Origin of the sequence: Vagococcus sp. (genome assembly GCF_052102835.1) — a bacterium.
Classification (GTDB): Bacteria; Bacillota; Bacilli; order Lactobacillales; family Vagococcaceae; genus Vagococcus.
The window spans coordinates 45,672-64,179 of sequence record NZ_JBQEIL010000006.1 but is presented as its reverse complement, the minus strand read 5'-3'; the positions used below and the strand labels follow the sequence as shown (position 1 = coordinate 64,179).

Sequence of the window (18,508 nt, the reverse complement as noted above, 5' to 3'; positions counted from 1 at the left end):
TATCATATAAAACATACCGATTGAATGTTTTCAGAGAGAGGAGGAAGAACATGGGAAAAAAATATACAGCGAAACAAACAAAAAACATGATATTAGACGTGGCTACTCACCTTTTCATCAAAAAAGGATATGAAAACACTTCTATTTTAGATATCGTTAAAAATTTAGATGGGCTAACTAAGGGAGCTATTTATCATCATTTCGGCTCAAAAAACGGGATTATTATTGGTGTTGCAAGACGTTTTTTTCCGACAGATGATGACTTACGGCAAATTGACGAAGATGACAGCAAAAATGGCTTAGTAAAGATTCAAAGCCTATTACTTGAAACGATGTTTAATCACGATCAAAAACAAAATAATCCAGAAGCCTATCTTTTGTTAAATGATCCTGTTTTTTATTCCATTTACATAAGAGAAATGACTCAGATTCTAAGTCCAAAAATCGAATGCTATCTTTTAGAAGGTAATCAAGATCAATCTACTAATACACCTCAACCTAAACAAATGGCAGAGATCATGATTCTTTTAATTAGCACTTGGTTTATAGCAGAATTATATCCAAACACTGCGGATACTTTTTGGGATAAAGTTTCGGCTTGTCAATACGTTTTAAAACAAAGTGGAGTTGATGTTTTAAATGAGGATGTTTTACAAAAAATTTTAAATCGCTTGACCGAAAAGGGGATAACCATAAATTGAACAATAAAAAAAAGAAAAAAGGATTAAAAATACTTAGCTTCACTTTATTAACACTAATTATTCTAATCACTATTACACTTGCAGCAACTACCATTATTGATAGAATCAGCTTAAAAAAAGAAGAAAAAGAAATTGTGCACTATGGAGAAAAAATAGATGTTTTTGACGGGAAAATCAATGTCGTAATTGAAGGTAAAGGTGAAGAAACAATTATCTTATTACCAGGGCAAGGAACTGCATCTCCATATTTAGATTTTAAACCTCTAATCAAAAATTTAGCTAAAGACTATCGCGTCATTACAATTGAACCCTTCGGCTATGGTTTGAGCACTCAAACAAAACGCGAGCGGACAGTTAGTAACATCGTTGAAGAAATTCACGCCGTTGTAGAACAATTAAATATAAAAAAATATACAGTGATGGGACATTCTATTACTGGATTATATGGGGTTAATTATGCTCAAAAATATGCCGATGAAATGACAGGTTTCATTGGGATTGATTCGAGCACACCTGAACAACCGTGGCCAGGGGTAGACTTACGCTTTTTAGACTTTTTAAAACAAGCAGGTGTTTTTCGAACCATTATTAATTTAAACCCGATTAAAAGTTTGGGTACTTCTAAAGAAAATCCTGATTTTCAGCAATTAAAACTTTTAACAATGAAAAATATCAATAGTCAAAATATGAAAGAAGAATTAAAAGAATTAGATCATAGCTTTCCAGATTCAAAAGGGTTAAAATATCCTGTTAACATGCCTGTTTTATTGTTCGTTGCCCATAATGATAACACAATGAAAAATTGGTTAGAGCTCCATCAAGATCAAATTAAAAGCTTAAAATATGGCGAAGTTATTGAGTTAGAAGGTTCCCACTATTTACATCACAAACAAACCAAAAAAATATCTAAAAAAACGAAACAATTTATGACAGAAAATATCAAGTGATTAAATTTAACTAACCAAAAGAGCGTTTGAAGTCTTACTTAAACTTCAAACGCTCTTTTTTTAAAGCCACAGGTCATTGATTGCATTTCTTTGTTCTTTATCAACAATGTGAGTATAGATAGCTGTTGCAGATGTTCCCGTCTGACCTAATTGATGAGAAACCGTTAATAAGCTATTGGTATTTTTATATAGTTGAGTCCCTACTGTATGACGTAATTTATGAGGAGTTAAACGTACTTTAAAATGGGTACTATATTTAGCAACCATTTTTTCAACTGTTGACTGATCAATTCGCTTAGCAGCACCTCGATAGGTCGTTAAAAATAAAGCTTTTTCAGCATTATCTGGTTGATAAAGTATTTTCCTCGATTCGATATAGTCATTGATATAATCAATAAATAAAGAAGAGATATAACAAGTATCTTGATAACCACCTTTTCGAATAACAGAGACCTCCATATTATATAAGTCAAGGTCACTCATTTGTAAATTCACTAACTCAGATAAACGCATCCCCGTACCAAGAAATAAAGCATTGATTGCTAAATCTCTAATTTTATTCCGATTAAAAGCTGCTAATGCTTGATGACTTTTTAATAATTTTTGGTAGTCATTTTCAATAAATTTTAAAAAATTAATCGCATCATCATCGAGTAATAATTTTTTTTCGATTGCTCTAGAACGTTCCTGCAATGTCTTACCGGTTTTAACATTTTCAACTTTCATCATGACATTTTGACTAAGGTAAGGTTGTTGATTTTTATCTTCTGTTTGTTCAGCCAAATATCGAAAAAGAGAACGGAGCGCTGTTAATGTTCTCTGAATGGTCACAAAAGAACGAACACGTCCATCGTTAACAGTACCTACCTTAACTGAATGTAATAGATGTGATTTATATAAATCAAATTCTTCTTTTTTTAGTTTTTCTAAATCTATAATTTCTAATTTATGTGGGGGAGAAGAGACTAATTTTTCACGATACAACCAATCGAAAAAACGACGATACTCTTTTGAATATTCATATAATGTCACTATAGAGTAGGGGATAATGCTTTTTGATTGAACATATTCATGAACGAACCAAGGAAGAGTCGTTAATTCTTCAGTCAACCGATTATAAACACTTTGATTTCTCAAAACAACACAACCTTTCTATTAAAACGAACATAAGTTCGCTTTAATAGAGTATAATATGCCTATACCAATTTGTCAATATAGGTTTGTTTTTTTTATTTCTAATAATATGATAAACTTAAGAATGATTAGAATAAAAAATGTAAAAATTAAGGAGTGCTCTCATGACTTTTATGTTAATAAGCATTGCATTACTTGGGATCATTAGTAGTTTAGCCATTTGGACACCTGATGTTCCTTGGAATGATATCACTTATTTGTTTAGACAAAATAAAAAACAATATTTAGCTTTTAGTAATCGCTTCAGAGGGAAGTACTTACTACTCCTCGGATTAATTGCTTTATGTGTCCTTTTTATAAGTTACTTTATACCTTTTACTCTTTCTGATTCAGTAATTGGCTTGTTTTTCATCCTTTATTTAATTATTTTTAGAATTATCTTAGAAGTAAAATGGCGACAATTACAAAAATAAAAGGAGGTATACCAATGAAAAGGTTAATAAAACTTCTATTGATATGTGCTGCAACATTTATTTTAGTTAGTTGCGGTAACGATGAAGTGAAAAAGATAAAAATAAAAAATGGTACGAATATCACCCCGACACTTTACACTCTTAAAGAACAAGAAGAACATTTAGAAAATTATGACATCCTCTATAACGCAGCTAACTTTAAGAGTAGTACTGAAAAGGAAGACGGTACTTATATTTTACCTGGCCTTATTAAAACACGGACACTCGCTTTAAATAAAGAAAATAAAGTTAGTACTAGTTATTCAATGGATCCTCAAGGAATCACACTAACTGAAGACTATCTCTTATTATCTGCTTATAGCCATGATAAACAGCATAATTCGGTCATTTATGTAATGGATAGAAAAACGCATCAATTTATTAAGACAGTCGTTTTAGAAGGTAACCCACATGTTGGAGGAATAGCCTACGATTCTAAGCATCAAAATATTTGGGTTTGTTCAATTACAAAAGATAAAAAAGCTGCCGTTGCAGCCTTCACTCTGGAAGAACTAGAAGCTTATGATTTTAATAGACAGAAGCAACCGATTAAGTATAGTCAAAACATTGCGTTAGATAATATAAAACGGGCTTCTTACATCGCCTATTACGACGATAAGCTCTATATTGGGTATTTCTCTAAAGAGCATGAAGGTGGTCTGGATGAGTACGATATCGATGCAGAAGGGACCTTAATCAAAGAACTTAAGCATCGAACCTTACTAACTACAAAAGATGACTTATTACGCCCTGAATACTTCACGAAAGTAGGGCATGGTATTCAAGGGATTACCTTTTATAAAAACTGGATGCTGCTATCACAATCTTATGGTATGAGAGATTCAGAAATATTAGTTTTCGATATCAATCAAAAAGAAAGAAAATATTTAGATAAAGATACTGTTTTGAGAATAAAAGCACCACCATACTTAGAACAAATCACAGTAGAAGGGGATAAACTATATACTATTTTTGAATCAGCAACCGAAAGATTTAGAAAGTTACCAGAAATTACAAAAGTAGATAGAGTAATCCAATTCGATGTAAATCAGTTAACAAAAGTTTTGAACAATCCACTTACAAAAGTTAAAAGATAATATTTATCAAAATAATAAAAATTTAACCTACCTTTCCGGAAAGTAACTTCTTTCAAGAAAGGTAGGTTTTAAGTTATGACGGTAATTTATTTTAAAAATATCAATAGTTTCTACATTTAATTTAATAAGTAGAATTTTTTTGAAATTTATCAACACTAGATAAAATTGCAATAGATAACAAGTAAAATTCAAATCCTTTTGTTTATTGCTCTCAAGAACTACACGAAGTTGTAATATAGTATTAACAACTATTATGATACGATAATCATTAATTCATGATATAATCTAGTCAACTTTAACTATGGAGGCGAATAAGATGTTCACGTTTTTAATGCTTATAATTACGGGACCTTTAGCTATTTTATTCTTTGTATGGGGCTATCAATTACGTCGAGGGAAATGGTTAAAATCACTCGCTGGTAACAACTTTAACGAGTTTTCAAAAGAAAAAGCAGAAAAGCTAGGTAAGTCTTCCGGAATACTACTTTACTTAAGTGGTTTGTTTTGTATTTCATTAGGGTTCGTTTCATTTCTCGGAAGAAATTATCGACAATTTATACTTTTTATTATTGGTATCATTACCATATTAAGTTTATTTCTTGTCATCAATTCACTAAGCGACTGGATAAAAAACGATTAATAATTATCAGATAAATACAATCGTATCGATTAAAAAAGAGAATTAATACGAAAAAGAATTCTAATCGATCATTTTTTATGTTTACAAGCACGTTAAAAAAATAAAACACTCGTCAAACATAAAAACAAATCATTGTTAACAATAAAAACCTAATTCCCTCTCTTTTTATCAACTTCCCATAATATATATTATGTAAACCAAGACTTGTTTTTATGGATGCAGGCCCAACCTACTTCCGTTAAATCTAATATCCATAAACATTACTTACATAATGGTGATGTTTATTAACTAAAATTTTATCATAAAAACCTCCGTTAGCAGCAAATTTAAAAGCTTTATCCAAACCAATTCCTTTCTTCAACAATAACCGCTGCGTAGTACGAAAATTGAGTATCAGAAATAAAAAAATTAAAATCTTTATTAGTAGTTCTTTTTGCAAACTCTTCACCTTTTTTAAATGTTTTTTCCTGCGACCCTTTATTAGCAGCATACAAAACTCCAATAAATGAAATTATTGCTACGAGCACCTGCCGTGACGATAATTATTCTAGAGATTAAACGCAAGAACCAACAATCTTCCCGTTCATCCAGTTACCCAATCCACTTGAATTGAATCTCTTTTTATTCTCTCGCTAACTCCGTGTTTTTTATGAAAAACACGATGTTCTTCAACAAACAAATAACTACTCTTCGTAATTTGTTTGTTCTTAATAATTACTTTGTTTATCTCACATTAAGCTCCTGTTTTGAATCTAACGTTAAATTTGGTTGGCCCAAATTCTATTTTTTAATGCTATAATAAAGTAATAGTAAAATAAAGACGTGAGTTTTTGACAAGTAAAGATCTAATAATTAAGTACAATCAAGAGTTCTTAAATACCCCTGGAGATAATATGAATTGTCCAAGATGTGGCTTGACGCCTTTGGAATCCAAGCTAAAATCCACTCAATTAGACGTACATATATATGAGCGATGCGCAAAAAAGGAAACCATCAAAAGGACGATGAAACAACCAATATTTTTATTAAAGCAGTGGTATGCTGCGAAGTGATTTTCACCAAATATATAGCTTAACTTAGGAAAGGAATTTAGATCATGAGCGATAAAACAAAAGGCTACCTATACCGATTACCTTGCATCAAGAACAAATACTATGTTGGAATTACAGATAAGAGCTTAGAAGAAAGATTAACAAAACATGCTAAAGGTACTTCTAAAGCCCAATTTGTGAGTAGATTTCCAATGGAGGATACTGTAAGAAATGAAATATTGGATGGCAAATACAATAGTATATTTGCCATCGAAATTGAACTCGAGAATGAAAAAGATCTTCCAAAATATGAAAATCAATATGAACTTTTGTTGATGGCTTTGTTTGGACCTATGTCACTGGGTGGCGGATTTAATCGACTGAATAAAGGTAAAACTCATAAAAAAAAATATAATAATAAGAGAAATTCCGAATTCAAAGCCTTTGTTAACAATAACTTAGTTGTTACTAGAAGAAAATACAATATCCCAAATGTTTTTCTTTCAAAGGATAACAAGATCATCCAATCTACATCAAATCCTTATGGATTCAAAGGCATAATGAGTAGCATACCATCTGATTCATGGACATTTGGTCCAGAGGACATTTTTCCGAAATTTTCCACCGGACCCAATAAAGGCAAGTATGTAACAGTCCCGCTAGATCACGATGTATTTAACAAGAGAACTCAAAAGAATAAAAAAGATATTCAAACAAAATATACTAAATTCCTCATACCAGCGGAATGATCGACCTCCTATTTCAGGAAGTTTTTTGCATTGAAACATAGGTAAAGATTATTCCATTTAAAATTTTATACTTCCATCTTCCCTATCTTAATAATTCTATTAAGTCTTTCCTCTTCTTCTTCTTCGATGTGTGATAAAATAATGAAAGAAAAGAGGTTTTACAATGAATGGGAAAAACAGAAAAGACATTACTATCGGTCAAAAAGTAGATATCGTTTTAAAAAAAGATCAACGCACTGGAAAATTAACACAAGGACATGTGAAAAAGATATTAACCAATAGTTCAACACATCCACATGGTATAAAAGTTATGTTAGTCGAAGGCGATCAAGTTGGTAGAGTCCAACATATTATCATCTAATTTAAAAAAGTTAAAAATACTAGCTGGACAAATGAAAAATCCAAAAAGCCTCCGATTTTAAATTTAAAATCGGAGGCTTTTTCTTATCACTGTTTCAACCTATTTATTTAGAATATGAATAGCAAATCCACCAAATTCTCCATCTAAATAAATGTTCTTCATTTTACCCCCTTCGTCATACGCTACTGTATCCATGTTAAAGGAAATACCTTTTCCTTTCAACTCTTCCATAGCACTATCCAAATTAGGTGTTCTCATAGCTATATGACCATTTTTACCTAAATAAGGACTTTTCATACATTCAAAGTAATTCCCGGCAAATTCAGACTTTTGACCATGACGGGGAGCTAAATTAAAGATATCACTTAATAATTTTGCTAACTCTAATGCTTCTTGTTCATTTTCTGTATTAATACCAATATGTTCTAATTCAAATTTATTTTCCATTTTTAATAACACCTCTTCTATTTTTTGTTCTATTTTTACATTGGGAACATGATCAGTGATCCTACTGTTAATGCGATTAAACGAATAAAATACTGTGGTATCGTAAATTGCCAAAATTCTTTAGCTGTATATTTCCCGTAACCTAAGATCATTGCAGGCATGCCATCGATTGGTAAGAAATGACCACACCAACCAGATAAAACAATGGCACAAGCTGCTGCAGTTGGATCTAAACCTAAGTTTGAACAAACAGCAATTGCTAAAGGTGTAAAAACATAAACGGTTCCAATCGTTGACCCCGTTAACGTAGCAAGTAAACTAGTTAAGATACAAAATGCAAAAATCATAACAAATGGATTGATATTTGTCCCTAGAATTCCGGCTACTGACTCACCTACTAAATTAGTTAAACCTGTACTTCCAAGTGCATCTGCAACACCAATAACCCCAGCAGACATCAAAATAATTGGAGCACTGATTGCATCTCTAATCTCTCTAAAATCTAAAACGCCAGTAATTAAAATAACTGCTACTGATAAACCCGCCATTGCATAACCAGCATCACCTATCTTGCTTTGAAGAAGCATACCCACCACTGCAAAAACAAAGGCTGCATAAGTAACATTTTCTTTCCACTTAGGCAGTAAAGAAACGCTTTCATTTTTTTCATCTTCTTCTTTTTCTTCTTCAAGTCGGCTATCTTTTATCGGATGATCTGGCAAAAACTTATATTGAATAATACAATTTAGTAAAAAACCAAGAGAAACAAAAACATTCACCATCGCAAATTTAAAAACAGAAACATTAATCGTTTGACCCGCAGCTCCTAGAACAGCAATAACAATACCATATTGTAATGCTGTATTAAATGGAATTAGCGGATGGTTTGCAGCAAAACCAGCTGTCATAATAACCTTTGATGGTGGTAATTTTTTACTATATGGTAAAGTAGAAAGCAAACCAATTGTTAATACATAGTAAGCCGTTGACCCAGTACCAAACAAACTACACCCTAACATAACGACTAAAATAATTAACAAATAGGATTTAAAACCACCTTTATTGGCCATTGAAAACATGGCTTTTTTAAACATAACAATAAAATTAGTTTTTTGCAAAGCAGCAATAATTGCCATAAACTCAGCTAACATAATAATCGTTGAATTTGAGAACCCTGAAAAGGCGCCTTTAATATCGGTAATTCCAAATATAACTAGTAACAAACAAGCTAATAATGGCGGTGCACCAAAGGGGAGTTTCTCAATCATGATTAGAGCAATCATTAGCACTGTAATTCCTAACGCAATAATCATCTGAATAGTCATAATATCCTCCTAAAATTTTATCTATTTCCTTATTATCAATTGGATAGAATAAATTTTTAGAAATTTCATTTATTCTATCCAATCCCAAAAAACAACGTATCTATTGGGCTCTATGATTGATTATAAAAAATCAATGCATCCCTTTTTCTTTATTTTCTGCTAAAACTCGCTTAATTGCTTCGATTCCTTCCTCAGGTACTTGGTTAAATGGAGCACGACAAGAACCTACGTTATAGCCAAGCAAACGAGTAGCCGTTTTTACAATAGTATTAGGATTACCATATTTGAAACAATCTCTAAAACTTTGGATACTTTCATTCACTTTTTTAGCTTCTTCAACCTTACCTTCCATAAATAAATCATAAATAGAAGCCATCGTGTGAGGATAAACATTAGCACAGCCAGCAATACCGCCAGTTCCTCCTGCTAGAAGCGTCCAAATAATTAACTGATCGTTACCAGATAATGTATAAAAATTACCATCTGTTTTCTTCTGACCTGCCCCAATATAACCTAAGATATTACTAAAATTACCACTAGAATCTTTAGCACCAATAATATTTTCAATCTCTGCTAAACGTCCAATTGTTCCAGGAGAAAGAGCATTTCCTGTCCGTGCTGGTATATTATATAAAACAATTGGTGTTTCTACTGCTTCAGCGACAGTCTTATAGTGAACATACAATTCTTCCTGACTAGCTGCTGCAAAGCTTGGCGTAATTATCGAAAGAACATCCACCCCTAATTCTTGTGCCATTTTACTTTGTTCAATCGTTTCTTTAGTAGAAATAGCGCCTGTTCCGGCATATATTGGCACTCTTCCATTACATTGATCAACAACCGTCTCTAAAACTAATTGTTTTTCTTTTGCAGATAAAATATAGCCTTCGCCATTCGTTCCAAAAGGAAATATACCGTGAATACCATTGTCAATCATCCGATCAACTTGAATACGAAGTTCTTCTACATTAATACTTTCATCAGCATTCATTGGTGTTAAGATTGGACAAATAATTCCTTTTAATTCAGTCTGTTTCATTAAACTCTCTCCCTTTAATTAATTTTTATTTTTAAAATTACTTTATAAAATAGTGATGTTTTATGCGTTGTTTGCTAATTTAATTGCATAATCTATCGCATTTTCTAAACTTACTTCACTTGCTGTCCATTTTCCAGCTTGATCAAAGGCTGTTCCATGATCAACCGATGTACGAATAATTGGTAAACCAAGAGTGATATTAACTCCTTTGACTTCTTTCCATTGACGACTTTGTTCATCATAAACAAAACCTAATACCTTTAATGGAATATGTCCTTGGTCATGGTACATCGCGACCACGATATCATACATTCCACCATTCGCTTTTGAAAAAAGAGTATCTGCAGGTAATGAACCATATACATCAATTCCTTCTTCTTTAGCTGCTTCTACTGCAGGATTTATTTCTTGAATTTCTTCAGTTCCAAACAAACCATTTTCACCACAATGTGGATTTAATCCTGCAACTGCAATTCGAGGATGACTTATGCCTAAGTCTTTACAGGCTTTATTTGCTATTCTAATAACATCTAATACCCGTTGTTTAGTTGCTAAATCACAGGCTTCTCGAAGAGAAACATGGGTTGATACATGAACCACTCGTAAGTTACCATCTGCTAACATCATCGTATATTTATCCGTTCCAGTTAAATCAGCATAAATTTCTGTGTGTCCTGCATAATGATGACCGGCTTTATTCATCGCTTCTTTATTTAAAGGATTTGTCACCGTAGCATCTATCTCTTTCGCCATTGCTAATTCGATTACTTTTTTTACGTATTGAAAAGCAGCATTTCCTCCAATTTCAGAAACTTCTCCGATCGGCATCTCATCGATAGCTACAATATCTAAATCAATAAGGTCAATCGTTCCTCGAGTGTACACTCCCTCTTTAGGTTCTTTAATAACATTAATTTTCAAATTTAGTTCTGGGTGTTTTTCTAGATAATATGAGACAACACTCTTATCTCCAATGAGTACTGGTTGACAACGATTATAGAGTGCTTCCTTGCTCAGAGTTTTCAAAGCAATCTCTGGTCCAATCCCCGCAGGATCTCCCAATGTTATTCCTATTATTTTTTTCATCAAATCTTAACTCCTTTCTATTTAAATCCATTATTTATAAAATTTCTAAATAAATATTTCGTGCATCTTCAGGTTTTATTTCACGCTTATTATTGACTAATAGACGAGTAACTTCCATTCCGGCAGAAACTAATTTATCGATATCCTCTTTAGGAACATCAAATACCTTTAAACTAGTTGGAATCTCTAATACATCTACTATCCTTTCAAATTCAGCAATCATATACGCTGATTTAACGTTTACTGAAAGGTTTTGATCACCTTCTCTGACCACTCGATCGTAAGCTTTAGCTAATAAATCTTTAATTGCTGATTCGTTAAATCGCATGACTGGGGCTAATAACATAGCATTAGAGACACCATGAGCAATATGATAAGCACCACCTAAAGGGTAAGACAAGGCATGAATTCCAGTTGTTCCTGATGAAGTAATAGCAACCCCTGCGTAAAATGAACCTAATAACATCTTGTTTTTAGCTTCTAAAGCATCTGAATTAGTACATGACTCAATAATATTATTCATAATTAAATCCAATGCTTCCAAAGCGAAGGTATCACTAATCGGATTTGCTTTATTTGATGTGAAACATTCAATCGCATGACACAATGCATCTACACCAGTGGCTGCAGCAATCGGTTTAGGTAAGTTTTTTATCATACGGCCATCTAAAAGGACGTAATCTGCTATCATCTCTGGATTAACAATCCCGATTTTTAATTCTTTTTCAGGCACTCCTACAATACTATTTGGTGTTGTTTCAGCACCCGTTCCTGCTGTTGTCGGAATCATTAAGCTCGTAACTTCTTTTTTCGCTAACAATGGATTGTCTAGTAAATCTTTAACCGTGTAATCATCTGTTGCCAAGATTGAGGCTAATTTAGAAACATCCATCACGCTTCCACCACCGATTGCTATAATAAAGTCAGCCTGTTCTTTCTTAAATAACTCAATTACACTTTGTGCTTCGTGATAATTAGGTTCAGCAGGGATGTCTGATAAAATTGTATAATCAATATTTAACGATTCAATGATTCTTATCGGCTTATCTGCTAACCCAGCAGCTAAAATCCCTTTGTCAGTAAACACTACAATTTTGTTAACTCCTTTGGAAAGGAGACCTTCAAGTTTTTCTAAAGCATTAGCTCCCGCACTCACACTTTTAGGCATTTTTAGTTCATAGTCTTTCATCATTTTTCTTCCTCCTTATTTTAAAAATACCGACCCGTCAAATATGATTATCATGTTTTATTTTTAATCATGTCTTCAAATAGTTCTTGATGACCAAAGCCACCGGATTTCGTTATCACTTCGATTTCTTTTTCTTGCCAATCAATTCTTGAAAGAACAACTCCTTTACTAATTTCTGTAATAGGTTTAATTTTAGTAATACCTAACACTTCCATCGATTGAAACAGAGTATCTCCACCAGTAAATAAAAAAGTTCCTTGAGAATGATCTTTCCATAGAGCTTTGGTTAACTGCCCTAAAGAATTCCCTATTTTAAACCTAACCTCTTGAATTGAAGAACCAGATATTTTTTCTAGCTTCCGTAACTCTCTAGTTGTTTTTTCGCTTAATGTTTCAAAAATAACTAGAGGGTATTTATCAATTAAAGTCAAAAATATTTTAATATCCTTTTTTCCTACCTGACTATCCCAGTACCCAGGAGTTAATAGTTGTTGGGTCGATAAAGATAATCTTGGGTATTTTTTTTCTTCAGCATATTCGATTTGCTTTTGAGTAATCATATTAATACTGCCACTCACAACAACAATGGGTTTTTTTATAGTAGATTCGATAGATGCATTTTTATTAAAGAGATGTTTACTTAGCACTTTAGCAAAACCTGCACAACCGATTGAGATATCTAAAAGATTTGCTTTGTCTAAGGCTAGCAGCTGGTTTTCTAAATCTAACTCAGTTTTTGAATCAAAGAGTAGCAATCCTTTTGGGTTGTTAGGTATGACATTACCTCGGATTAAAGTTCCATCTATTTCTGCTTCATTTTTCAATCGAGAAATAACGTCACTCTCTGTAACAGGTTCATAAGGATCATCAGCAAAAACACTCTCTGATACTAACTGACCATCAATATATAATTTTCCATCTATCAGTACTCGATTCATTTCTGGATAGGCCGGCAGAAAAGGAAGAGTGTCTTTTTGACTATTATCTAAAATCGCTTTAATTTCAGCGCTTATATTTCCTCTTAAAGCAGAATCAACTTTCTTATAGATGTACGCAATCTTTGCCTTATTCGCTGACAAGATAATTTTTTTGATTTTCTGATATGCTTTTTCGAAGGTTAGATAGCGTGTTTCTGTATCAATAACTAAAACTTCTAATTTTTCATCGGTCATTAGTAAGTTTTCATCTATATTTGTCGTTACCATTGTCTGGATACCTAATTTTGAAAATTGAACACCTGTGTCAAGAGCACCCGTAAAATCATCAGCAATAATTAGTAGCTTTACCATATATTCACCACCTATCTGTTATATGTTCATTTTAAACCGCTTTCTTCTGGAAATGTATAGTATAATAACTAATATACGTTTACTTTTGAAACGTATCAGCTTTATCGTCACTGTATATGTTAATAAATTCAATTTAATGTTCATTTTTGAAACGATTCGTTAGGAGGAATAAACATGACAAAAAAAAAGAAGATTTTGGGAATTGCGCCTTATGAAGAATTAAAAAACTCGATGGAAGTTGTTGGACAAGAAATCAGTGACATTCAAACTGATATTTATACAGCTGATTTAGATGAAGGACGACAAATGGCTTTAAAACATTACCACGATGACTATGATGCTATTATTTCTAGGGGAGGAACAGCAGATCTGATCCGTCAATCAGTTTCTATTCCAGTTATTGATGTTTCAATCTCAATTTATGATATCTTAGGAGCCATCCGGCTAGCCGATAACTATACTAATAATTATGCTATCGTTGGTTACTCGAGTATTACCGAACCCGCTCACTTACTTTGTGATATCTTAGGGTATAATATTAAAATTATCACTTTAAATAAAAAAAGTGATGCAAGCCATATTCTAGATAACCTAAATCAAGAAAATTTTGAGATGATTTTATGTGATGTCATTACGAATCGGTTAGCTTTATCAAAATCATTAAACACTATTTTAATCACATCAGGATATGAAAGCGTCAAAAAAGCTTATAATGAAGCCTTGACAATTATTCGTTTCTTAAAAAAGGAAAAACATCAAAAATTAATGTTAGAGGCTTCTTTACAACTTCAAGAACAAGATACTATTATTTTTGATACCAAATTTAATCCCTATTTTTCAACACTCTCAGAATCTTTAGAAATATCGCTTTTACACTTTTTAACTACTCGACCTCATCTGGACAATAATGAACAATATTATTACAATAAATCAGAAAAAATATACCATTTATTAATTAATCATTTGATCATAGATGAAACTCTATATTTTAGTTGTAAAGTAAAAAGTATGACACCCCCTATCATTAATAATCGCTTTGGAATTACTTATCAAAAAAGAACAGAAGTTGTCGACCTACTAAGAACTCAACTACTTTTTTCAAAATTTATACAAGATAAAACAAAGATTGAGTTGAAAAAAGCAGCTAGTTTCTATAATGCATTAATCATTATCGGTGAAGTCGGAACTGAAAAATCTAACATTGCTTATCAATCTTTTCTTAACCAAAAAAGTCATCGTAATCATTTAATTACCATTGACGTTAAATTAGTTAATGATAAGTTGTGGAAATTTCTTTTAAACTCAAACAATAGTCCTTTATTAGATGAAAACAATACAATTTTATTCAAAAATATGGAACAACTTTCAGCTAAAGATACCGATACATTAATATCAATAATAAAAAATACAAAATTGCTACAAAGAAATCATTTACTTTTTACCTATAATTCAAACAATGAAAAAGACAATACTGTTTATAATACACTACACATGAATTTGAATTGTGGAAGACTTTACATTCCGTCATTAAAAGAGCGTAAAAACGAACTCAACGCGATGACAACTCTACTTTTAAATAAAATTAACATTGAATGTAATTGTGAAATTATTGGTTTTGATCCAAAAGCACTTGAAGCATTCCTCGATTATGACTGGCCTGGAAATTTCAAACAAATCCAAGCGGGATTAAAAGAATTAGTCATTAATGCTAAAACACATTACATATCAGAGCATCAAGTAACTCAATTAATAAAAAAAGAACAACTGGTACATAATTTTTCTAATTATTATCTGTCTTCTTTTTCTCTACCAGATACTGTAGAACAACCTACTTTATTTGATTATAGTAAACATATTATTCTGAGTATCTTGGAACAAAATGAAGGAAATCAAACTAAGACCGCTCGTCAACTCGGGATTAGCCGAACAACCTTATGGCGTTACCTCAAAAATAATTAAAAAAACGATGACAAATTTTGTAGTGACCCCTAAAAGTTAGACTTTTGAGGAGTGGATAAATCCAATCCTTTTTTATACCTTTAATCTGATTGTTATACAGCAGATTGAGCTACCATTTAAAATTCGACAGGACTTTGCCTGTTCAACTTCTTTTCATTCGTTTGTTATTGTAGCAATAAATATATACTGAACAATCGCTACTTTAAGTTCATCAAAACTATGATAGATTTCTCCTTGGGTGATTTATCTAAACAATTCCCTTTACGGAGCCATACTTTGAAAAATATTGGATTGCTTTTTCTAGTACTTTCATTACTGCGATTATATTAGGTTTCTTCGATTAAAATGCTTTAACGTGTGTCTTATGCTTTTAAATCATTCAGAAACATGAGAATTCAAATTTTTTTAATCAATCAGCTGATTGCGATGATATAACGCAAAAAAGGATGAATCTGAGAAAATTCTCAAATTCATCCTTCAACTAAAAAGTTCCTATCAGTTCTATTTGACAAAGAGCCACAAAAAATCGGTTTTCAAAACATATAAAAAAAGGAACTAAAGAGATAAACTCTTTAGTTCCTTTTACTTTAGTTTGAATTTAATTACGCTTTTTCAATGTTTGTTGCTTGAGGGCCACGTTGACCATCTTCAACATCGAAAGTCACTGCTTGACCTTCTTCTAAAGTTTTGAATCCGTCACCTTGAATAGCTGAGAAATGTGCAAATACATCTTCTCCACCTTCTTGAGTGATAAAACCAAAACCTTTATCAGCGTTAAACCATTTAACTGTTCCTTGTGCCATGTTTGTTTCCTCCTATTCTATAATTTGTTGCAATAATTGTGTTGCTAAATAGGATTTACAAGATGACCCTATAACGCTCAAAATACTACTCTCATAATATAACATGTAAACATTAAAATTGCAAGCATAATTAGAAAGTATTTTTTATTTTTTATTTTGAATACAATCAAAAAAGCTTTAAGAAGAGCTCCATCTTAGGTTTTATCATATACCAGGGATTATAAAATTGATAAAAAATAAAACAGATTCACTATTCGAATTCATCTATTTCCAATACTTATTTCACTAAATTTATAATCGCCAACACTTAAGTATGATACAATTATAAAATAAATCTTACTAACAATAAATTTTCGGAGGGAAAATATGATATTACTCATCGCTGAAGATTTTATAAAAACGGATCAGGTAACTAACGTCCTCCCTTTCTACGAAGAACTTGTAAGAGAAACACGGAAAGAAATAGGGTGTATCTCTTATCAATTAACCCAAGATTTGAATGAAAAAGGACATTTTATATTTGTTGAACATTGGATAGATGAAAATGCTATACAAAACCATACCCAAACAGAACACTTTAAACGATTGGTTCCTCTAATTGATCAACATATTAGAAAAAAAGCGAAATATACTAGAATGGAAATTATTTTTTAAGACTTATTTGTAGAATCAAGTTAGCCACCCTAAAATAATAAAAAAATACCATGGTAAAAAATTCGTGTATCATTGAAGTAACTACCCAACAACGAAAGGAATTTTTATCATGGTACAAACTAAGAATAACACAAAAAAATCTAGTTATAAACATCTTTCCTTTAAGGAAAGGCAGCTTATTGAAGTTTGGCATAATATGGGGGACTCTAATAGAGAAATTGGCAAACGATCAGGCTGACACCATCAAACGATAAATAATGAGCTCAACAGAACCACAATAAATATTGATGATGATGAAAATAAATTTAAAGAGTTTAAAAAAATCATTCAAGAAAATTCTACTCTAAAACAACTAAGTCAAAAATTACTAGAAACAGAAATAAACATAGACGATACCATAGAAATTATCCTTTACTTTCAAAATAATCCACTAGAAGAATTTAATATGGAAGTTATTCAGCAACAATTAACCTGGATGGAGCATGTAAAAAATCAAGAAACAGGCATTAGCTCGTTAGCAACATATTTTATAAATGGCTATAAAAAAAGAGTAGCAAATAGTGAACTACATTTAAAACCAGGATTTATCATTGATACGGAAATGACTCCCAAGGTTCCTTTATTTAGATGAGTTTGGTTATATTTATCTCGAATTAACAAGGTATTTTCGAGAATTACTTCTACTTTATCGGAGATAAGTTTTTTGCGAACAGTTGGATATTCAATAAATGAACCTATAGAAATTAACATTTCAGACAAATTAAATCAATCCCTTTTAATTTCTATTATAGACAGTACTGAAAAGAAACTGTCTAGTAGCGCCCTTGGTATCTTTTCAAATTCCAATTCAGAAGATCTGTTACAAAGATTAAAATAGCATAAGCTTTTTTAGGTTCTCTTGCAAAGTTTAAAATGAAAAAACCTTTTACTTAATTATTTTAATTTTATGCTGAAATTCCTAATAATTGGTTAATCTCATAAGTCACTGAAAAGCCAAAGAGATTTCCGTATCTTCGACTAGTGTTATATAAAGTATGTATCGTTTTAATTTCTTTAATCGTAGTTGAGGCAGTCATTATGGACTGATATAGCTTGTTCATCTTCTTTACTGGGCGATGATCCTGCTCAATGATATTATTCAAATACTTACTCATCCGATATTCTGTTTTAGTAAATAGATGTTCAGATTTAAGTCGATTGAGAGCACAACTTTAACGAAGACGCTTTATCTGTAACAATTACTCTAGATTCTCCAAATTGTTTAATTAACCGTTTAAAGAAAGAGTAGGCAGATTGACTTTCTCGATTTTTTCGTAGCCATATATCTAAATTTAAGCCTGTAGAATCAATGGCACGATATAAATAGTTGTGTGACGAACATCAATTCCACGGTCATTCATGATTTTTGAAACTTTCCGATAACTCAGGTTATATCTCAAATAATAGCCAACGGCTACCGTTATAATATCTTTTTTAAATTGTTTACCTTTAAAGTGAGTCATTTGGCAGCTCCTAATCATCTTTTTCTTTTAATTTTACCTCACA

The 18,508-nt window shown here is 31.7% G+C and carries 18 protein-coding genes and 2 pseudogenes; 11 read left to right on the top strand and 9 right to left on the bottom strand.

The window, feature by feature from the left end; genetic code table 11:
• Positions 1–50 precede the first annotated feature (50 nt).
• Both ACTJFD_RS07375 and ACTJFD_RS07370 read left to right on the top strand, forming a co-directional pair.
• Positions 51–701 (top strand): TetR/AcrR family transcriptional regulator, encoded by a 651-nt coding sequence (locus tag ACTJFD_RS07375; protein ID WP_442260696.1) that lies wholly within the window; start codon positions 51–53, stop codon positions 699–701.
• Positions 698–1,648 carry an alpha/beta fold hydrolase gene (locus ACTJFD_RS07370; protein WP_442260695.1) on the top strand — a complete coding sequence of 317 codons (951 nt, stop codon included), beginning with the start codon at positions 698–700 and terminating at the stop codon, positions 1,646–1,648. Before ACTJFD_RS07375 ends, ACTJFD_RS07370 begins: the two co-directional genes overlap by 4 nt.
• 60 nt (positions 1,649–1,708) lie before the next feature.
• On the opposite strand, the gene xerS is transcribed toward ACTJFD_RS07370, so the two are convergent.
• Positions 1,709–2,785 (bottom strand): tyrosine recombinase XerS, encoded by a 1,077-nt coding sequence (xerS, locus tag ACTJFD_RS07365; protein WP_442260694.1) that lies wholly within the window; start codon positions 2,783–2,785, stop codon positions 1,709–1,711.
• A gap of 161 nt (positions 2,786–2,946) precedes the next feature.
• On the opposite strand from xerS, the gene ACTJFD_RS07360 reads away from it, so the two are divergent.
• From ACTJFD_RS07360 to ACTJFD_RS07340, 5 genes are all read left to right on the top strand, one after another.
• Entirely contained in the window at positions 2,947–3,255 is a 309-nt protein-coding gene (locus ACTJFD_RS07360) for a hypothetical protein (protein ID WP_442260693.1), read from the top strand.
• A gap of 14 nt (positions 3,256–3,269) precedes the next feature.
• Entirely contained in the window at positions 3,270–4,391 is a 1,122-nt protein-coding gene (locus tag ACTJFD_RS07355; protein WP_442260692.1) for a YncE family protein, read from the top strand.
• Positions 4,392–4,707: 316 nt separating this feature from the next.
• Positions 4,708–5,031 (top strand): DUF3784 domain-containing protein, encoded by a 324-nt coding sequence (locus ACTJFD_RS07350; RefSeq protein WP_442260691.1) that lies wholly within the window; start codon positions 4,708–4,710, stop codon positions 5,029–5,031.
• A gap of 1,096 nt (positions 5,032–6,127) precedes the next feature.
• Positions 6,128–6,811: a hypothetical protein gene (locus tag ACTJFD_RS07345; RefSeq protein WP_442260690.1), complete on the top strand. Its 684-nt coding sequence runs from the start codon at positions 6,128–6,130 to the stop codon at positions 6,809–6,811.
• Positions 6,812–6,974: 163 nt separating this feature from the next.
• Positions 6,975–7,172, top strand: a complete 198-nt coding sequence (locus ACTJFD_RS07340) for a YwbE family protein (protein WP_442260689.1) — start codon at positions 6,975–6,977, stop codon at positions 7,170–7,172.
• A 99-nt stretch (positions 7,173–7,271) separates the two neighbouring features.
• On the opposite strand, the gene ACTJFD_RS07335 is transcribed toward ACTJFD_RS07340, so the two are convergent.
• The 6 genes from ACTJFD_RS07335 to ACTJFD_RS07310 form a co-directional block, all read right to left on the bottom strand.
• The gene (locus ACTJFD_RS07335; RefSeq protein WP_442260688.1) at positions 7,272–7,619 is read right to left on the bottom strand and encodes a 2-dehydro-3-deoxyphosphogluconate aldolase; all 348 of its coding nucleotides are present in this window, start codon (positions 7,617–7,619) and stop codon (positions 7,272–7,274) included.
• Positions 7,620–7,654: 35 nt separating this feature from the next.
• Positions 7,655–8,944, bottom strand: coding sequence for an SLC13 family permease (locus tag ACTJFD_RS07330; RefSeq protein ID WP_442260687.1), 1,290 nt, complete (start codon positions 8,942–8,944; stop codon positions 7,655–7,657).
• A 130-nt stretch (positions 8,945–9,074) separates the two neighbouring features.
• Positions 9,075–9,983 carry a 4-hydroxy-tetrahydrodipicolinate synthase gene (dapA, locus tag ACTJFD_RS07325; RefSeq protein WP_442260686.1) on the bottom strand — a complete coding sequence of 303 codons (909 nt, stop codon included), beginning with the start codon at positions 9,981–9,983 and terminating at the stop codon, positions 9,075–9,077.
• A gap of 60 nt (positions 9,984–10,043) precedes the next feature.
• Positions 10,044–11,069, bottom strand: a complete 1,026-nt coding sequence (gene pdxA / locus ACTJFD_RS07320) for a 4-hydroxythreonine-4-phosphate dehydrogenase PdxA (protein ID WP_442260685.1) — start codon at positions 11,067–11,069, stop codon at positions 10,044–10,046.
• Positions 11,070–11,103: 34 nt separating this feature from the next.
• Positions 11,104–12,261 carry an iron-containing alcohol dehydrogenase gene (locus ACTJFD_RS07315; protein WP_442260684.1) on the bottom strand — a complete coding sequence of 386 codons (1,158 nt, stop codon included), beginning with the start codon at positions 12,259–12,261 and terminating at the stop codon, positions 11,104–11,106.
• A 47-nt stretch (positions 12,262–12,308) separates the two neighbouring features.
• Entirely contained in the window at positions 12,309–13,547 is a 1,239-nt protein-coding gene (locus ACTJFD_RS07310) for a four-carbon acid sugar kinase family protein (RefSeq protein ID WP_442260683.1), read from the bottom strand.
• A gap of 174 nt (positions 13,548–13,721) precedes the next feature.
• Between ACTJFD_RS07310 and ACTJFD_RS07305 the strand changes: the two genes are divergently transcribed.
• Entirely contained in the window at positions 13,722–15,506 is a 1,785-nt protein-coding gene (locus ACTJFD_RS07305) for a PrpR N-terminal domain-containing protein (protein WP_442260682.1), read from the top strand.
• A 602-nt stretch (positions 15,507–16,108) separates the two neighbouring features.
• On the opposite strand, the gene ACTJFD_RS07300 is transcribed toward ACTJFD_RS07305, so the two are convergent.
• Positions 16,109–16,309 (bottom strand): cold-shock protein, encoded by a 201-nt coding sequence (locus ACTJFD_RS07300; protein ID WP_442260681.1) that lies wholly within the window; start codon positions 16,307–16,309, stop codon positions 16,109–16,111.
• Positions 16,310–16,675: 366 nt separating this feature from the next.
• On the opposite strand from ACTJFD_RS07300, the gene ACTJFD_RS07295 reads away from it, so the two are divergent.
• The 3 genes and pseudogenes from ACTJFD_RS07295 to ACTJFD_RS07285 all read left to right on the top strand — a co-directional run bounded on the left by ACTJFD_RS07295 (position 16,676) and on the right by ACTJFD_RS07285 (position 17,594).
• Complete coding sequence (locus ACTJFD_RS07295; RefSeq protein ID WP_442260680.1) at positions 16,676–16,963, top strand: putative quinol monooxygenase; 288 nt, start codon at positions 16,676–16,678, stop codon at positions 16,961–16,963.
• Between the two features lie 109 nt (positions 16,964–17,072).
• Positions 17,073–17,276: pseudogene (locus ACTJFD_RS07290) on the top strand (helix-turn-helix domain-containing protein); the annotation flags it as partial.
• 132 nt (positions 17,277–17,408) lie between these two features.
• Entirely contained in the window at positions 17,409–17,594 is a 186-nt protein-coding gene (locus tag ACTJFD_RS07285) for a hypothetical protein (RefSeq protein WP_442260819.1), read from the top strand.
• 313 nt (positions 17,595–17,907) lie between these two features.
• Here ACTJFD_RS07285 and ACTJFD_RS07280 read toward each other — a convergent pair.
• Positions 17,908–18,465: pseudogene (locus ACTJFD_RS07280) on the bottom strand (IS6 family transposase).
• Positions 18,466–18,508: the final 43 nt, after the last annotated feature.